Origin of the sequence: Marinobacter sp. F3R08 (genome assembly GCF_018860425.1) — a bacterium.
GTDB lineage: Bacteria > Pseudomonadota > Gammaproteobacteria > Pseudomonadales > Oleiphilaceae > Marinobacter.
The window spans coordinates 474,939-491,400 of record NZ_JAHKPI010000025.1 but is presented as its reverse complement, the minus strand read 5'-3'; the positions used below and the strand labels follow the sequence as shown (position 1 = coordinate 491,400).

Sequence of the window (16,462 nt, the reverse complement as noted above, 5' to 3'; positions counted from 1 at the left end):
TTTCTGAATGTCAGAGCTATTTGCGCACCAAACGGTAACGAACCAGGTCCAGAACCCAGACCAGCAGCATCACCAATCCTGCCAGGCCGAGATTAAACAATGCCTGACCTGAGGCATCCGAATCACCGAGAATCATTTCGTATCCGCCAAATAACCAGGCCGGAATCCACCAACCGGCCAGCTCCGGGGACTCAACCGGTGTAAGGAGCAAGGCCACCAAAGCGGCGAGAATCAATGTCCGAACCCCATAGAAAGGAAGGTAACGGATCAGGCTCTTCATCATGTAAAAGAACACAACAAAGGCAATGGCGTAGGCGGCCCAGAAAATCCCGTAGGCCATATGTGCGTCAGTATCAATCATTACAGGACCCAGTGAATGATGTGTTCTTCCCAGTCTTCTTCCGGCACCCGATCCTCTGAAATCACCTTGTGGCGGATCGAAATGCCAGCTTCGTGCACCGAATCGGGATCCCCGCTTCGTAGAGGATGCCATTCCGCCAGCGGACGCCCCTCTGCCAGGGTCCGATAAGCGCATGTGTAGGGTAACCAATGGTAATCGTTGACCGTGCCCGGTGTCAGCACCGTACACCCCGGCACCTTCTGCAGACGTTCTTCATAAACGGTGCATTGGCAGGTTTCCTCGTCCATGAAACGACAAACCAGGTCGGTGTGGTAAACCTCACCGCTATCTTCATCTTCAAGTTTGTTCAGACAACACTTGCCGCAACCATCACACAGGGATTCCCATTCCGTCGGCGTCATTTCATGGAGGCGTTTGCGCTGCCAGAAAGGCACCTGGGCAATCATGAATTACGCTGATCCAGCTTGCGGTTGAAGTCCACCACGTAACTCTCCTGCTCTTCCGGCATCTGCAAAAAGAAGTCTTTCTCCTCGATCGCTTCAAGCACCTGCTTACCGGTTGTTCTTGCCAACTTTCGATCCGGTGTGAGCACCAGATCCATGGAGTGGACCGGGTTCCCGAAAATGCCTCTCAGGCTATCGGGAAGGTCCTCCCACTTCTGTTCGCGGCGAACAAAAAGATAGGTGTCGTTCTTTTTGCTGCTCCGGAAAACGGAGACAAATTCCCGTTCTTTCATGACGTCAATAGTTCCTCGATATCAGCGCGAACCGGTGCAAGAATCTGCGCCCGCCAACCCTGGAAAAATTCATGTTGTGCCAGGTCAGGAACCTGAACAACTTTCTCAAGACGTTTCCTGGGTGCCAGCAATTCTATTGGAATATCAGCCTCTTGCGAGGCTTTCATGAATAGTCTTTTTAATTGCTTATAGAAAGCCTGCTGTTCCCGGGATAAGGGTGGCGCAATTCTTTCAAGATCAGAATTATCCGCGGTCGATCCCCGGCCCACAAGTTCAATCAGCGTATCGCCGAACCGACGAACCGCACCAGAGGGCACACCCTGAATGTTGGAAAGTTCCTTCTGGGAGCCTGGCAGGTTTTCGGCAATGGCAATTAACAACGCGTCCGCCATTACACGGTTTCTGGGCCGATCCAGGCGCTGACACTCCAGCTCTCGCCAGCGCACCAGCTCCTTGAGCACCCCTTGTTGCTGAGCCGAGAGCGTCCACCCGCCCCTGAGTCGGAGATAGTGATTATCCGGATTTTCCTGTCCTGCCAGCTCATTGGCAAATCGCGCCGACTCCTCAACCAGAGCTGACGCCAGCCCACGAGCGTTCAGTAATTCACTGACCCACTGATGCATGGGCTCCAGAAAGCGGATATCGTCAATCGCATAACGCTGCTGGGCATCGCTGAGCGGTCTCGCCAGCCAGTCAGACCGCGTGGCAGACTTATCCAGAACCTCCCCAAACAGGGTTTCAACCAGTCTGGCGTATCCCAGGGAAAACCCCGCTCCTGCCATCGCAGCACCGATCTGGAGATCGATCACACCAGCAGGCCGGAGTCCAAGCCACTGGCGAAATAGTTCCAGGTCTTCGCTCATGGCGTATAACAGTTTTGGCGTATCAGAGTCGACCAGCACCTCCCGGAAACGTCGGGATTGCTCGGCAACGGAAGGGTCAACCAGGCAGAACTCGCCGTCCAGCCCCAACTGAACCAGCCCCGGTATCGGGTAAAAGGTGCTTACCCGCTCGAATTCGGTGTCCAGAGCCAGAGGCTTGCCTGGTGCACGATCCAGCCAGTGGTTCAACGCCTCCGGATCCCGGACCCATTGAATGCTGTCTGGAGCCGGAGGAACGTCAACAGCCGTGGCGGCCTGGGCAGAAATATCCATAAACATGCCTGGTAGGGTTGTTCGGTCAGATTCAGTCGGACAACGGCTTGCGGCCGCGGAATGCGTGAGTCAGGGTAAAGCCATCGACATAACCTAACTCTCCGCCAACCGGTATGCCATGGGCCAATCGGGTAATCAGAACGCCCCGGTCGTCGAGGCAATCAGCGATGTAGTGAGCAGTTGCCTCACCTTCTACGGTTGGGTTAGTAGCCAGAATCAGCTCTGTTATACCTTCGTCGCGAACCCTCTTCAGCAACCGGTCAATGCCGATTTCTTCCGGGCCCACACCATCAATGGGAGATAAATGCCCCATCAGTACAAAGTAGCCGCCCCGGTAGTCACCGGCCTGCTCTATGGCCAGGAGATCCGAGGGACTTTCAACCACACACAAAGTTCCTGTGTGCCGTTGAGGGTTCTCACAGATACCGCAGAGTTCAGTGTCTGCAAAGTTCTGACAGCTTTCGCAGCGCCGGACACCACTCATGGCCTGGCTCAACGCCTCGGACAACCGGGCGCCCCCAGAGCGACCTCGCTCCAACAGATGGAAAGCCATACGCTGCGCTGTCTTCTGGCCAACCCCAGGCAGGCAACGCAGTGATTCTACAAGCTCATCAACCAGCGGGCTGAACGCCATGAAAGGTCCTCAAACAACGGCAGTATGAAATTCAGAACGGCATCTTGAAACCGGGCGGCAGGCCCATGCCAGACATCATCCCGGACATTTTCTCTTTCTGGTTTGCTTCGACACGCCGTACAGCGTCATTTACTGCTGCGGCAAGAAGGTCTTCCAGAATATCCTTTTCTTCGGACATCAGAGATGGGTCGATATCCACTTTGCGAACATCATGACGACCATTCATGGTTACTTTAACCAGTCCGGCTCCGGACTCGCCCGTCACCTCGGCCTTGGCTATTTCTTCCTGAGCCTTCTGCATCTCTTCTTGCATTTTCTGGGCTTTTTTCATCATGTCGCCCATATTGTTCATCATAGCTTATCTCCTTCCTGTCTCGGCCGGACGGATACTTTCATCGACTACCCGCGCCTCAAATCGTTCGACGATAGATTTTACGATCGGATCCTTGCGAATGGATGCTTCTGCGGCCTCCTGGCGAGCCTTTCGCTGCCGCTCTTCGTAAGCTGCAGGCGTATGGGGACCCGGATCTCCGTTCTCTATACGCAACTGAATGGAGTCGCCGAACCGGTTTCTCAAGGCAGCCAGGATTTTTTCCTCGTGGCGGCTGTTCAATAGCCTGGCGTGCCCTTCATCTATGGTAAGACAAATTGAATCTCCATCCCGCGACATGGCTCCGTGGCTCGCGAGGTTACCTGGCATGCCGACAATGCCGAGTCGCCTGAAATCCCGTTGCCAGACAAACTCACCTTCCGGCTCAACGGCAGGGTCTGCCTCTTCGTCAGACTGCTCCTGCACCTCTACCACAGGCGAAACCTGATCCGTATCGGGCTGAGCAACTGGCTCGGGAGGGGCAGCCATCACAGACTCGTCTGCACCTGACCCGCCAACAACGGCTTCATCCGCCGGGGGATAACTTTCATCATACCCCTCAGCCGACTGCGCCTGCGCATCCAGGCTTGCCAGCCAGGCCGGATCCTCCTCATCCACAGCCGGAGCAGTTTGCGGCGCGGAATCGGGCTCCGGCGGAATCGAGGCTTCGCTCTTCTCATCGGCTTCATTCGTCGCCACGCTCGGTGGCGACTCAGGTTCAGGCTGGGATAATTCCGACTCGGACTTAACCTGTGGCGCTGGCGCCGGGTCAGGCTCATCACGGGGCTCGGAGGCCGCGGTGGGACCTCCCAAGCTTCTGGCGGGCGGTTCCCGGCGATCTGCACCGGGACGGAATGCAAGCATCCGAAGCAAGGTCATTTCGAAGCCCATCCGGGCATCCGGCGTAATAGCAAGATCCTTGCGACCAATCAGCGCAGACTGGTAGAAAAGCTGGGCGTCCTCGGCACTAAGCCTGCGGGCCAGCGCCTGAACCTGCTCGGCATCGCCAAGAGCATTATCGGCACTGCCAGGAACAACCTGTTCCATGGTAATCCGGTGAAAAAGCGAAAGAAAATCCGCCAGGATCACACTGTAATCCGGCGCAAAATCTGAAATGCGGCTTATTTCCGCCAGCAAAGCCGGTCCGTCGCTGTCAACGAGCGCATTCACAAGTCGCTCAATGTCACGCTGATCAATTGTGCCCAACATGTTGCTGACATCACTGGCAGCCAATTTCTGGTTGCCAAAGGAAATAGCCTGATCCGTCAGACTCAATGCATCGCGCATACTGCCATCAGCCGCTCGCGCCAACAGCCACAGAGCCGGTTCCTCGAAAGGAATCGCCTCGGCCCCCAGCACATGCCGTAGATGGCCCGCGATGTGTTCCGGTGTCATACGCTTGAGATTGAACTGCAGGCACCGGGAAAGCACGGTAACTGGCAACTTCTGGGGGTCGGTCGTGGCCAGCAGGAACTTGACGTGTTCCGGTGGCTCTTCAAGGGTCTTCAGGAAGGCATTGAACGACTGATTGGTCAACATGTGCACCTCATCGATGAGGTACACTTTGTAGCGGCCGCGGGTGGGCGCGTACTGCACGTTATCTGTCAGCTCACGCATGTCATCAACGCCCGTGCGAGAGGCGGCGTCAATTTCAATCAGATCCACAAACCGGCCTTCCTGAATCTCCTGACAGCTTGAACATTCACCGCAGGGAGTGGGAGTAATTCCGGTTTCGCAGTTAAGGCAACGAGCGAGCAGCCGGCCGATGGTTGTCTTACCTACCCCACGGGTGCCGGTGAACAGATATGCATGATGAAGACGCTGACTCTCCAGGGCGTGGATCAACGCCTGGAGCACGTGTTCCTGACCCACCATATCTTCGAAGGTGCGTGGGCGCCATTTACGGGCAAGTACCTGGTAGCTCATGTTCCGCCAACTGCAGTGAAAAACGGGTTTAACCTTAGCATGGACACAGAGTTATAAGAAGCAGAGTTAAGCCCCGATAAGGGAGAAAAAGGCAGCCCTATCAGCGAGGTATCAGAGAGAAATCGGGGCAGTTTAATACAGAGGAGAAAAACTGGGGGTGACTCCATCAGCGACACCCCGGCACACAATTCCACCGCTTCGGCTGCTCCCTTCCGGGCCTGACCGGGTTCACGGTTTCATGTTGCGGAGGCACCAATGGAGCCACCATAACGGCGTTTCAGGACAATTCCCTGAAAGCGGCGCGCATATTAGCAAAAGGGTTTGCGGACTACAATGACAAATCGGGATGGCCGCCTGTATGCCTCTTCCTATAATGGCAAAGGCACCTCATCCTGACGGAACCAGCAGGCCAGGCTGTACCGGGTACGGTTTGCCGGCAGCACCTCATGAGGCACCTCCTCACTCATGAACAATGCCATGCGCCCAATCTCTGGCAACACGACGCCACAAACCTCGTGTTCATTATCGCGATTGAACACCTGCAGAGCACCGCCATCAGCAGCCTGCCACTCTTCATTCAAATACAACACCAGACTGACCACCCGAGACGCCCTGCCCTTGAAACTGTCCAGATGCTTTTTATAGAAATCACCCGAATGATACGTAGCGTAATGGGTTTCGAACCGCTTCAACCCCAGAAACAACCTCTGGTTAAGCCCCTGACGAATAGTCTCAAAAAATTCAAACAGCGCCGCCTGAGGCGCTGTGACACCCTGCAGCCACGCGATCCGGTCACGACGCACGGTACGGTCACGAACCAGATCACTACCGCGACCAATGCCCGCTTTTTTCATGGCATCGGTACGATCCAGGATCTGAACTTCGTGTTTCAGTGCCGCCAGCAGGTTAATACCCAACCGTGACCGGGCATCCAGAGACATCCAGCCATGTTCACTCAATCCGAGAGCCAACTCATCCAGCCAGGCCTCTGACAATACTTCACGTTGATTCGGTTTCAGATTCAGTGGCGGGACATCACTCCCGGCAACCGCAGTCTGAGTCTTTTGCACAGACGCGACCTGAGAATCAGGGACCGGGGTCTTAAGCGGGTCATGAAGAAGAGCAACTACCGGCGTTTCCATCGACGGACCTCGTATACATTTTGAACGTATTTTAGGCGCAATTCTCGCCGGAAAGGCAGTTTTAATTTACTCTCTGGATAGGCACTTACACTTAACCGGCTTTACGCAGCAGATAATCATGTCAGAGAGCAGTAACAGGCCACCGATTTCCCTTTCACCGAGCCAATGGTCCTTCACACGCTGGAAAATTATTGGGCAACTGGAAGCCCTTGAGGTGCACCACCCTCTTTTTCAGGCGACATTGTTCCTACAGGGCGCCCACCTGGCGAGCTTCAAACCGCAGGATGAATCCGACTGGCTTTGGATGAGCCCAACCGCCCGGCACGAACCCGGCCGTGCCATTCGGGGAGGCATTCCGGTCTGTTGGCCATGGTTTGGCGACCCGGCGCGTAACGCCCCGGAAGTACGAAAACGAATTCTCACTGACAGTCCCCACGGGTTTGCCCGTACGGCGGTCTGGAAACTCGAGGACGTCCGGGAAAGCGCTCATGAAGTTGAGATCAGCCTGTCATTGCACGCCAACGAGGATTTCCACCATGCATGGAGTGGTCATGCCCTCGCTTTGCTAACCTTCAGTTTCTCTGTCAGGGGCGTCCAACTCGCTCTGACCACCACAAACCTTGCTAACGATCCTCTTGCCTTCTCCCAGGCGCTGCATACCTATTTTCCAACCATCGATATTACACGCACCCGCATACTTGGCCTTGGCAACAGTCAGTACATCGACACTCTGGAAAACTGGGAATACCGTAACCAGGAAGGTCCGGTGTATTTTGAGGGCGAGACGGACCGTATCTATGAAAGCGGCGAGTCCCTGACCATAGTGACACCCCGAACCACCCGCAAACTCACGGCGGTAGGCAGCGACTCGACCGTAGTCTGGAACCCCGGCCCAGCCAAGGCAGCCACGCTTTCCGATTTTCCAGATACAGCGTGGCAGTCCATGCTCTGCGTAGAAACTGCCAATGCCGCGAGCGACTACCGGGTGCTGAGCAAGGGACAAAGTCACACCCTGGGCGTATTCATCGGAAGAAAATCATGAGCCTGACATCTTTTATCAAATCCAGACTGGTTCCTACCCAGCTGAGCGACCACATAAATCGCATCCGAAAGCCCATTGGAAGCCTGGGTTACGACCCCTGGGGCTACAACAACGAAGCCGTAAAATATGGCCTCTCTCTCACCAAGCTGATTTACGAGAAGTATTTTCGGGTACAGGCTCACGGCGTCGAGAACGTTCCCGCTGAGGGGCCAGTGCTGATCATCGCCAACCATAGCGGGCAGCTCCCCTTGGACGGCGTACTCATTGGATATGCCCTGGCATCCAGGGAAGAAAACGCCCGTATTCCAAGGGCGATGATTGAGCGCTTCTTTCCTACCGTGCCGTGGCTGGGCAACATGCTCAATGAGGTTGGTGCCGTGCTCGGAGACCCGGTCAACTGCGCCAAAATGCTCGATAACGATGAAGCTGTCATCGTGTTTCCAGAGGGCGTTCGCGGTTCCGGGAAACTGTACCAGGATCGCTATCAGCTAAAGCGTTTTGGCAATGGCTTCATGCACCTGGCAATGAAATACAAGGCCTCCATCGTGCCAGTCGGCGTGGTAGGCTGCGAGGAGACCATCCCTGCCATCGCCAACATAAAACCTCTGGCGAAGGCCCTTGGCATCCCCTATGCACCTATCGCCATGCCCGTGGTGCTTCCGGCCAAAGTACACCTCAACTTTGGAGCCCCGATGTACTTTGATGATCGGGAAATCCCCGAAGAACAGGTCACTGAACGCGTGGAAGCGGTCAAGGCGGAAATCAGCCGACTGATCGACAAGGGACTGAGTGAGAGGAAAAGGCTTTTCTGATGACCGAACAACGCAGACCTCATATATTGATCACAGGCGCCGCTGGCGCCCTTGCCCAACAGGTTATCGAACGACTTCGGGATACCTGCGATCTGGTGGCCGTCGATTTCCGTGAACAGGTATACCTGGGAGACGACATCCCCAGTTACTGCATTGATTTCAACAAACGTGTCTTTGAAGATCTTTTCCGGCGTTACCAATTTGACGGTGTTATCCACATGGGTCGCATCATGTCCAGCCAACTCACCCGAATGCGACGTTACAACGCCAATGTGCTGGGCACACAGAAACTACTGGATCTGAGCCACAAATACGGCATAAAACGCGTCGTGGTACTTTCAACGTTTCACGTATACGGTGCGGTGGCCTACAACCCCGCACTCATTGATGAATCCGCGCCTCTCAAAAGTGCCGGACTCAGTGCCGACCTGATCGACTCCGTAGAACTTGAAAACCTCGCCAACATCTATCTGTGGCGCTACCCGGAACTGAACATCACCATCCTTCGACCCTGCAATATCGTGGGCCCTGGCGTGCGCAACACCATTAGCACACTGCTGGCAAGCGAACGGGCGCCCGTGCTCGCAGGCTTCTCACCAATGATGCAGTTCATTCATATTGACGACATGGCTGACGCCATGGTTCTGGCCTACAACAAGCCAACCCGCGGCGTATATAACGTCGCACCACAGGACTGGGTTGCCTACCAGCACGCCCTGAAGCTCTGTGGATGCAAGCGAATTCCCGTACCCTCTATTCCACCGATGATTCCCAGGATGATACTTGGCACACTGAAACTGAAGAGCTTTCCATCTTATCTGATGGCGTTCTTCAAATACCCGGTAGTCATTGATGGCCGAGCCTTTGAGAGAGAGTTCGGGTTTGAACCGCAACGCCCCCTTAAAGAGATTTTCCTGTTCTATCGGGAGAACAAGAGGCCGGTTTGATTGCTACTGTAAAAAATTTAGCAAGACCACACCAAAAACCGTCGAACATTTTTACACCCAAGAAATTCATAGAAATTAATTCACTTACTTTTCATGATCCTATGTATATTGGCACGAGGAATGCTTAACTTCAGATCAACCATTTGTTATTTCAAGTCCCGAAAGGATGTACAGATCATGACCAAGTTAAGAAGTATTGGAACTGCTGTTGGTCTGACAGCTCTACTTGCTGCCCCAATCATGGCATCAGGCAACCTACTCACCAATGGGGGCTTTGAGTCCACCCCGGCACTCACCAATTCCGCCGGCGGCTGGGGTTTCTTCAGTCCTGATCAGGTAGACGGTTGGGATACTGATGGCAACAACATTGAAATCTGGAGTTCCGGCTTCGGTGGCGTCAATGCCGACGAAGGTGAACAGTTTGCAGAGCTGAATGCACACCCCAAGACAGGCAGTGCTTTCACCCTGTTTCAGGACATCGTCACAAACATCGGCCAGAGCTACGAACTGTCTTTTGCCTACAGAGCCAGATCAGGTTCCGGCACAGAGTCGTTTAACGTTGCCGCAGGCGACCTGTCTCTGGACATCGCCAATACAAGTGCAAATGACTGGACCACGTACTCCGGCATCTTCACAGCTTCGAGCGAAACGACCAGACTGTTGTTCACCTCGGTGAGCCCGGAAACCAATACATTCGGCAATTTCCTGGATGACGTTTCTGTTATCGCAAAGGTTCCGGAGCCCGGCTCTCTCGCGCTTCTCGGCCTGGGACTGGCCGGTCTCGGACTCTCACGCAGACGCAAGAGCTAAGTAAGACCGTAGAATGCAGATAGCCAGCGCCTGAAAGCCGCTGGCTTTTTTGTAAACGAGTTACCCTCACATCCAAACAAAGCTATGCTAGCCAAGGAGTTTTCATTTATTGGGACAATAATGCATGTTCAGTAACATGGACGTACTCAGCTATTCCCTGGCAACTATTACGTTCGGGCTTCTGGGTATACTGGTCGCTTCCCGCTACCTGCGTCGAGGGGTTGACCGGGCACTTGCCCTCGCGGCAGCCGTCAGCACAGTCTGGGCCGCAACAATCGTCAGCCAGAGCCTCTGGGACCAACCAGGATTCAATATCCGCTACTTTATCGAGTTACTGCGGGACGCATCCTGGATCCATCTGCTGTTTGCACTATTAAAAGATGGCCTGAAGAGAAATAACCTCACCAACGACGTAAAGCGAATCCTTGGTGCCACAACGGCCATCCTCTTAACGCTTCTGGTCAGCATCGCACTGATCGAAAACTTCAGTCACGTTGATATCTCCACCGGGAAATTCAAGCTGCTTGGCCAGATTGGCCTTTCCCTGCTTGGCCTCTCAATGGTGGAACAAATCTGGCGCAATTCACCCAGCTTTGGCCGTTCCAGCATCAAGTACATATGCATAGGCGTTGCAACCATTTTTGCATTCGACTTCTTCATGTACGCCGATGCCTTACTCTTCGGGCAAGTGGCAGAGTCGTTCTGGAATGCCCGGGGTTTCGTGAATGCCCTGCTTATTCCGCTCTTTGCCATCAACGTTATCAATACCCGAAAGCAGCCGGTTGATTTCCAGCTTTCACGTTCTGCATTTTTCCACGCGGGAACCCTGTTGTTCGCCGGTGGCTATCTGCTGTTTCTGTCCCTCGGCGGCTACTATGTGCGGGTGCTCGGAGGCGAGTGGGGAGATGCCCTTCAGGTCCTCTTTTTTACGATTTCACTGGTATTTCTGACAACACTTCTGCTTTCACGACGTATCCGTTCGAAACTGATGGTCCTGATCAGTCAGAACTTCTTCGATTACAAATACGATTACCGGGAAGAGTGGCTGAAAATGACCCGGGAACTGGCGGACCTCAGCAACGACCCGCCACTTCCCGAACGAGTGATCAGAATGCTGGCGGCACTGGTTGAAAGCAATGCTGGCGCTCTCTGGGTCATTGGTGAACAAGGCGCCTATGTCCTCAAAGCGACAATCAACCTGTCGACACCCAAACACACCATCGTCGATGGAGACTCGGAGTTGGTGCAACTCTTCCGGGAACGGGAATGGATTGTCGATTTACACGAGTACCAGGCAGACCCGGTCAGCTATAACCTTCTTGAAATTCCCGACGCCATCTCCAAAACGCCGGATGGCTGGCTGATCATTCCGTTATACTTGGGCAATGAGCTCTACGGCATGGCACTGGTAGGAAACCCCTACGCGCGCGTTGAACTGAATTGGGAAAACTTTGATCTGATAAAGGTGGTAGCCAGGCAAACATGCAACCTTCTGGCTCAGGCCGATGCCCAAAACCGCCTGTCCAGAGCAATGCAATTCGAAGCAGTCAGCAAGGCATCTGCTTTCATGGTGCACGATTTGAAAACCGTCATTGCCCAGCTTTCACTGCTTGTGAAAAATGCACCAAGACACCGTGACAATCCGGCCTTTATTGATGACATGATCAACACAACCGAGCATGCTGTTCGCAAAATGTCCAACCTTGTCGAACACATTCGAAAGCCCTCTCTTGATGATGACAGCAAACTGGCCCCGTTGAACCTGACAGACCTGGTTATGGAGCTGGTTGCACATCACCAGCACAGAGCACCTTTTCCACACCTGGAGGGCACACCGCCAGAAGCCAGAATCAAAGCGGATGCCGAGCAGTTGCAGAGTGTTCTTGGGCATCTAATACAGAACGCCCAGGATGCGACGCCGCCGGACGGAGAGGTTGTTCTGACGTTAAAGCTCGCAAAAGGCAATGTCGTTCTGTTTATTCAGGATACCGGCTGCGGAATGACCGAGGACTTTATCAGCGGACAACTCTTCAAACCTTTTGAGAGTACAAAGGGGCTCACCGGTATGGGAATCGGCGCCTACCAGGCTCGTGAATACATCCAGAAACTGGGAGGCAACATTGATGTGACAAGTGGACCTGGTATCGGCTCCTGCTTCTCAGTGCGCATTCCTCTGGCTGAACCTGATGCCACAGACATGTCGAAACCGGAGGAGCGAGCATTCCAGGGGACCATTGAAGAAGCCAGAGAGAATACCAATTAACAACCATTCTCTTACGGCAAGAAAGACGACCATTGCAAAGTGCCAATGTTCGGTTAAGAATCAGAATTGAGGACTCACACCGAAAAAGGATTTACTGCTGTTGTGACCAGACGACTATTAATCGTAGAAGATGATCCAGGCCTTCAAAGCCAGATGCGCTGGTGTTTCAGTGATGACCTGGAAGTAACCCTTGCCTCCGATCGGGAATCGGCGCTTGCGGCGCTCAGACGTGAGGAACCCGAAGTTGTTACTTTGGATCTCGGCCTCCCGCCAGATCCTGGTGGTGCCTCTGAAGGCTTCAATCTGCTTGAAGAAATCCTCCGACTCGCCCCGATGACCAAAGTGATTGTTGTGACGGGACGGGAAGACAAAGAAAATGCCGTTAAGGCGGTAGGCATGGGCGCTTCCGATTTCTATCAAAAGCCGCTGGATGCCGACATTCTTACTTTTGTGGTTAACCGCGCTTTCCGATTGGCGGAACTCGAACGGGAAAACCTCGAACTTTCCAGACCAGGCAACGGCACCAATATCAAAGGCATTGTTGCTGCAAGCCCTCAAATGCTGGCCGTTTGTCGAACACTCGAAAAAGTTGCGCCAACGGACGTAACCACGCTCATTACTGGCGAAACCGGTACCGGGAAAGAATTGCTGGCGCGAGCATTGCACGACCTGAGTCCGCGAGCAGGTAAATCGTTCGCGGCCATCAACTGCGCAGCAATTCCGGAAAATCTGCTGGAAAGCGAACTGTTTGGCTTTGAGAAAGGCTCGTTTACCGGAGCCACCCAATCCAAAAAGGGCAAGATTGAAAGTGCCAACGGCGGAACTCTGTTCCTGGATGAAATCGGCGATATGCCTATGGCACTTCAGGCCAAGCTTTTGCGCTTTCTGCAAGAGCGTGTCATCGACCGGGTGGGCTCAGTTAACTCCATCGCCGTTGATGTTCGCGTAGTCTGCGCGACCCACCGGGATGTCAGACAACTGATTGATAGCGGCTCGTTCAGGGAAGATCTTTACTACAGAATCAGCGAAATCACACTTGACGTGCCCGCTGTACGGGAACGTGATGGTGACGCCCTGGTCATAGCTCAGTCGCTCCTGAAATCTCTCGGCAAGCAAATGGACCGCCCTAACCTCTCGTACAGTGAGGATGCCACTAACGCCATTAGTCATTATGCATGGCCAGGCAATGTGCGCGAGATGATCAACAAGGTGAAACGCGCCATCATTATGGCGGACAGCAAACGCGTGACCTCAGACGATCTTGAGCTCGATGGAGGAGAGCAAACCCCGGACCAACAACTTAACCTGCGACAGGTGCGGGAAAGCGCAGAGCGGGCAGCGATTATACAGGCTCTGCAGTCCTGTAGTTTTAATATGACCCAGGCCTCCCGCATGCTGGGCATAACCCGGCCAACACTTTACAACCTGACTGATAAGTATCGGATAAAGACCTCAACAGAATCGCCAGGTGCCTGAATAGTGCAGGGAATCCAGATGATAAAAAAGAAAGGAACAGGGACATGAAACCTTTATCAACACTACTTGCCGCCCTCCTTCCGGTTGCCGTTTCTCTGACTCTCGCGGGTTGCACCGACGAAAGCAGCGAAATGAGCCAGGAAGATATCCAATATCTCAGTCATATGGATCAGTCCCGGTTTTTCCAGCGCCAGGGAGAACTCAAAGCCAGTACGCTCGAAGCTCGCAGCGCGATCGAGCTGCAGCCGGACCGCTTTGAACCCTATCTGGTTATTATTAACAACCTGCTGACCGCCGGTGATGCGGTCAATGCTGAGCGTATGCTCGATCGTCTCTTTGCCGATGCTGACGAAAAAACCATAAGTCAGCAGAACCGCAACCGGGCGGCTCTGATCCGTTCTGAAGCCCAGCTGATGCAAGGCGAGTACGAGAATGCGCTGGCATCGCTCGATTCGCTTGAAGATCCGGACCGAGTTCAACAGCTTGAAGGCGATTTGCTTCGGGGAGATATTTATCTGGCCTCAGGCCATCCCGAGAAAGCCGAAAACGCCTACACAGAGGCCCAGAACACCGATTCCAACGCAGTTCTGCCCATCATTGGTTTGGCAAAAGCGGCCTACCGCCAAAACAGACCGGCTGACGCCGATGCCTATTTGTCTCAAGCCGAAGAGCTTGACCCTGAGCACGTAGAGCTGTGGCTCCTCAAAGCCTCCATAGCACAGGATCAAAAGAATTGGCCTGAGGCGGAGCAAGCCTTGATAAATGCACTGGAGACCATTGGTCAGTACGACATTATGACCTACCGGAAATTCGGTAGCATGTCGGCCTTGATTAACGTTCTACGGGAACAGGGGAAATCGTCAGAGGCCTTCGTTTACGAAGAGATACTGGCCAAATCAGCTCCCGGAACCATGATGAGCAACCTGAACGCGGCACAGGAAGCGTTCAATAAGGGTGAACTGGACAACGCCTCCCGTTATCTTGAGGAGGTTCTGGCGCAGGCTCCAAGCCACGAACAGGCATCATTGATGTTGGGTCTGGTTCGTTATCGTCAGGGTCGGGCTGAAGAAGCTGAAGCCTTGCTGGCGCCGGTTGCGGATATGGGCAATTCAGACCAGGCAAGAAAGGTCCTCGCCGCGACTCGCTTGCAGATGCGTGACCCGCAGGGTGCGAGAGAGGTACTTGCCAACCTCGATGATCAGGAATCAGACCCGGAAACCCTGGCACTGGTTGGTGTTGCATCATTGATCAGCGGAGACCAGGAAAGCGGCGAACAGTTCATCCGGAAATCCCTGGAACTCGAGCCCGACAACAACAGGCTACGGCTGAGGTATGCAACCTATCTCGTAAGAATGGGTGAAACCGCCCGGGCCGTCGAAGAGGCCAATCGGGCACTGGAAATTAATCCAGAGTCCGAAGAAGCACGACTAATTATCGTCCAGGCGTATGTATCGTCCGACAACAACGATGCAGCAGTCGCTGCGGCAACAGAGTGGGTAGAAGCGGAACCCGGCAGTGCTGGAGCTCTGATTACGCGCGGCAATGTTGCCGCCAACTCTGAAAATATTCAGGAAGCCAAGGAGTTTTATCAAAAAGCGGTAGAAGTGGATAAGACAAACCCCGCTGGCTTGAATGCGCTTGGTAATCTCGCACGGTTGCGAGGCGAAACGGAACAAGCAAAAGCCTACTACCGCCGTGCCATTGAGTTGGCCCCAGACAACCGCCAGGCATTGCAGGGCATTTCGTCTGTTATGCCACGGCCGGAACTGACAACTCTGATGGAAGGGATTCAGGCGCAAAATCCTGAAGCCTACGGCCCAAGGCTGATATTGCTCGAATCGGCGCTGATCAACGAAAACACCCAACGGGCTGACGACCTGACAGCAAGTCTTATGGAGCGTGAAGACGAATCGCGCCCTGCTCCCGCGGAATCCCTGGTCGCGTCCGTATATCACGGTATCGCCAGTGAGCTGGCCCAACGGGACCACTTGGAGCGGGCATCCGATGTGCTGCGCAGGGGACGCATACTCTTTCCGGAAAACCAGGAGATCGGTCTTCAGGCAGCCGCTATCCAGTTTACTGAAGGCAATACCAGTGAGGCCCGGGACATTCTCAGGGATGTCAAACAGCAACACCCCGAGTCTGCGGCTCCCTTCCTCGTAGAAGCCCGCTATTTTGAAAGACAGGGCGACTACCGGGAAGCTGCCGAACTCTATCAGCTTGGCCTCAACCTCGAACCAACCGCTGATCTGGCTGTTGCCCATGCCCGCGCTCTTCTTCAGTCCGGGCAACGGACCAAAGCCGCCGAAGCCCTCGATATGGCTCGACAGGAGTTCCCTCGCAATCCTCAGATCCTGATGAATCTTGCGATGCTGCATCAGAACAACGAAGCACCTGAAAAAGCGATACCACCCTACGAAGAACTGCTTGAGCTACGCCCTCAAAACGTCGTTGCTCTCAATAACCTTGCCTGGATCTATTTCCAGAAAGGAGATGACCGGGCGATAGAGCTCGCCAAACAGGCCTTTGAGCTGAACCCGGATAGCGCTGCTGTGGCGGACACTTATGGCTGGATTTTGTTGCAAGGCGGGCAAACCGAGCAGAGCCTGCCTGTCCTGGAGAAAGCACACGAACTTCAGGCGGATTCAGAGGAGATCGCGATGCATCTGGCAGAGGCCTATCGCGCCAACGGTCGCGATGCAGATGCAAAACGGGTACTGACGAAGTTTAGCAACGAGGAAGAGTGAATCGGTAACTGAGAACTGACACCATAAGCCGAGGCTTTGGTG

General features: G+C 54.1%; 15 protein-coding genes and 1 other RNA gene. 7 read left to right on the top strand and 9 right to left on the bottom strand.

Translation table 11 applies throughout. The features are described 5' to 3' along the window. Window positions 1-16: 16 nt before the first annotated feature. The 9 genes from KO499_RS17640 to KO499_RS17600 all read right to left on the bottom strand — a co-directional run bounded on the left by KO499_RS17640 (window position 17) and on the right by KO499_RS17600 (window position 6,251). A complete protein-coding gene (locus KO499_RS17640) occupies window positions 17-361 on the bottom strand; it encodes a hypothetical protein (protein WP_215985061.1) in 345 nt (114 codons plus the stop codon). Continuing rightward, window positions 361-807 carry a YcgN family cysteine cluster protein gene (locus KO499_RS17635; protein ID WP_215985060.1) on the bottom strand — a complete coding sequence of 149 codons (447 nt, stop codon included), beginning with the start codon at window positions 805-807 and terminating at the stop codon, window positions 361-363. Before KO499_RS17635 ends, KO499_RS17640 begins: the two co-directional genes overlap by 1 nt. Then, window positions 804-1,097: a YcgL domain-containing protein gene (locus KO499_RS17630; protein WP_215985059.1), complete on the bottom strand. Its 294-nt coding sequence runs from the start codon at window positions 1,095-1,097 to the stop codon at window positions 804-806. The genes KO499_RS17635 and KO499_RS17630 overlap by 4 nt, the downstream gene beginning before the upstream one ends. Then, complete coding sequence (locus KO499_RS17625) at window positions 1,094-2,251, bottom strand: ribonuclease D (RefSeq protein ID WP_215985058.1); 1,158 nt, start codon at window positions 2,249-2,251, stop codon at window positions 1,094-1,096. Before KO499_RS17625 ends, KO499_RS17630 begins: the two co-directional genes overlap by 4 nt. A 31-nt stretch (window positions 2,252-2,282) precedes the next feature. Beyond that, entirely contained in the window at window positions 2,283-2,885 is a 603-nt protein-coding gene (recR, locus tag KO499_RS17620) for a recombination mediator RecR (RefSeq protein WP_215985057.1), read from the bottom strand. Between the two features lie 31 nt (window positions 2,886-2,916). Then, window positions 2,917-3,240 carry a YbaB/EbfC family nucleoid-associated protein gene (locus KO499_RS17615; RefSeq protein ID WP_215985056.1) on the bottom strand — a complete coding sequence of 108 codons (324 nt, stop codon included), beginning with the start codon at window positions 3,238-3,240 and terminating at the stop codon, window positions 2,917-2,919. Window positions 3,241-3,243: 3 nt separating this feature from the next. Then, window positions 3,244-5,181 (bottom strand): DNA polymerase III subunit gamma/tau, encoded by a 1,938-nt coding sequence (gene dnaX / locus KO499_RS17610; RefSeq protein ID WP_215985055.1) that lies wholly within the window; start codon window positions 5,179-5,181, stop codon window positions 3,244-3,246. A gap of 161 nt (window positions 5,182-5,342) precedes the next feature. Continuing rightward, window positions 5,343-5,439: signal recognition particle sRNA small type (gene ffs / locus KO499_RS17605), an RNA gene on the bottom strand. Between the two features lie 110 nt (window positions 5,440-5,549). Continuing rightward, window positions 5,550-6,251, bottom strand: coding sequence for a 2OG-Fe(II) oxygenase (locus KO499_RS17600; protein ID WP_416240395.1), 702 nt, complete (start codon window positions 6,249-6,251; stop codon window positions 5,550-5,552). A gap of 190 nt (window positions 6,252-6,441) precedes the next feature. On the opposite strand from KO499_RS17600, the gene KO499_RS17595 reads away from it, so the two are divergent. The 7 genes from KO499_RS17595 to KO499_RS17565 all read left to right on the top strand — a co-directional run bounded on the left by KO499_RS17595 (window position 6,442) and on the right by KO499_RS17565 (window position 16,420). Next, window positions 6,442-7,365: a D-hexose-6-phosphate mutarotase gene (locus KO499_RS17595; RefSeq protein ID WP_215985053.1), complete on the top strand. Its 924-nt coding sequence runs from the start codon at window positions 6,442-6,444 to the stop codon at window positions 7,363-7,365. After that, window positions 7,362-8,177: a lysophospholipid acyltransferase family protein gene (locus KO499_RS17590; protein ID WP_215985052.1), complete on the top strand. Its 816-nt coding sequence runs from the start codon at window positions 7,362-7,364 to the stop codon at window positions 8,175-8,177. Before KO499_RS17595 ends, KO499_RS17590 begins: the two co-directional genes overlap by 4 nt. Beyond that, complete coding sequence (locus KO499_RS17585; protein ID WP_215985051.1) at window positions 8,177-9,124, top strand: SDR family oxidoreductase; 948 nt, start codon at window positions 8,177-8,179, stop codon at window positions 9,122-9,124. The genes KO499_RS17590 and KO499_RS17585 overlap by 1 nt, the downstream gene beginning before the upstream one ends. Before the next feature lie 177 nt (window positions 9,125-9,301). Next, on the top strand, window positions 9,302-9,934 hold the full coding sequence (locus KO499_RS17580; protein ID WP_228340033.1) for a DUF642 domain-containing protein: 633 nt from the start codon (window positions 9,302-9,304) through the stop codon (window positions 9,932-9,934). 124 nt (window positions 9,935-10,058) lie between these two features. Continuing rightward, window positions 10,059-12,197, top strand: a complete 2,139-nt coding sequence (gene prsK / locus KO499_RS17575; protein ID WP_215985049.1) for an XrtA/PEP-CTERM system histidine kinase PrsK — start codon at window positions 10,059-10,061, stop codon at window positions 12,195-12,197. 102 nt (window positions 12,198-12,299) lie between these two features. Next, window positions 12,300-13,673: a PEP-CTERM-box response regulator transcription factor gene (prsR, locus tag KO499_RS17570; protein ID WP_215985048.1), complete on the top strand. Its 1,374-nt coding sequence runs from the start codon at window positions 12,300-12,302 to the stop codon at window positions 13,671-13,673. A 44-nt stretch (window positions 13,674-13,717) separates the two neighbouring features. Further along, the gene (locus KO499_RS17565; RefSeq protein ID WP_215985047.1) at window positions 13,718-16,420 is read left to right on the top strand and encodes a tetratricopeptide repeat protein; all 2,703 of its coding nucleotides are present in this window, start codon (window positions 13,718-13,720) and stop codon (window positions 16,418-16,420) included. The last annotated feature ends 42 nt before the right edge of the window (window positions 16,421-16,462 follow it).

Excerpts from the sequence above, each read along its gene's own strand:
- dnaX (WP_215985055.1), bottom strand. The coding sequence starts at position 5,181 with ATGAGCTACCAGGTACTTGCCCGTAAATGGCGCCCACGCACCTTCGAA.
- KO499_RS17595 (WP_215985053.1), top strand. The coding sequence starts at position 6,442 with ATGTCAGAGAGCAGTAACAGGCCACCGATTTCCCTTTCACCGAGCCAA.
- KO499_RS17635 (WP_215985060.1), bottom strand. The coding sequence starts at position 807 with ATGATTGCCCAGGTGCCTTTCTGGCAGCGCAAACGCCTCCATGAAATG.
- recR (WP_215985057.1), bottom strand. The coding sequence starts at position 2,885 with ATGGCGTTCAGCCCGCTGGTTGATGAGCTTGTAGAATCACTGCGTTGC.
- KO499_RS17585 (WP_215985051.1), top strand. The coding sequence starts at position 8,177 with ATGACCGAACAACGCAGACCTCATATATTGATCACAGGCGCCGCTGGC.
- prsK (WP_215985049.1), top strand. The coding sequence starts at position 10,059 with ATGTTCAGTAACATGGACGTACTCAGCTATTCCCTGGCAACTATTACG.
- KO499_RS17615 (WP_215985056.1), bottom strand. The coding sequence starts at position 3,240 with ATGATGAACAATATGGGCGACATGATGAAAAAAGCCCAGAAAATGCAA.
- KO499_RS17590 (WP_215985052.1), top strand. The coding sequence starts at position 7,362 with ATGAGCCTGACATCTTTTATCAAATCCAGACTGGTTCCTACCCAGCTG.
- KO499_RS17640 (WP_215985061.1), bottom strand. The coding sequence starts at position 361 with ATGATTGATACTGACGCACATATGGCCTACGGGATTTTCTGGGCCGCC.
- KO499_RS17625 (WP_215985058.1), bottom strand. The coding sequence starts at position 2,251 with ATGGATATTTCTGCCCAGGCCGCCACGGCTGTTGACGTTCCTCCGGCT.
- KO499_RS17565 (WP_215985047.1), top strand. The coding sequence starts at position 13,718 with ATGAAACCTTTATCAACACTACTTGCCGCCCTCCTTCCGGTTGCCGTT.
- KO499_RS17580 (WP_228340033.1), top strand. The coding sequence starts at position 9,302 with ATGACCAAGTTAAGAAGTATTGGAACTGCTGTTGGTCTGACAGCTCTA.
- KO499_RS17630 (WP_215985059.1), bottom strand. The coding sequence starts at position 1,097 with ATGAAAGAACGGGAATTTGTCTCCGTTTTCCGGAGCAGCAAAAAGAAC.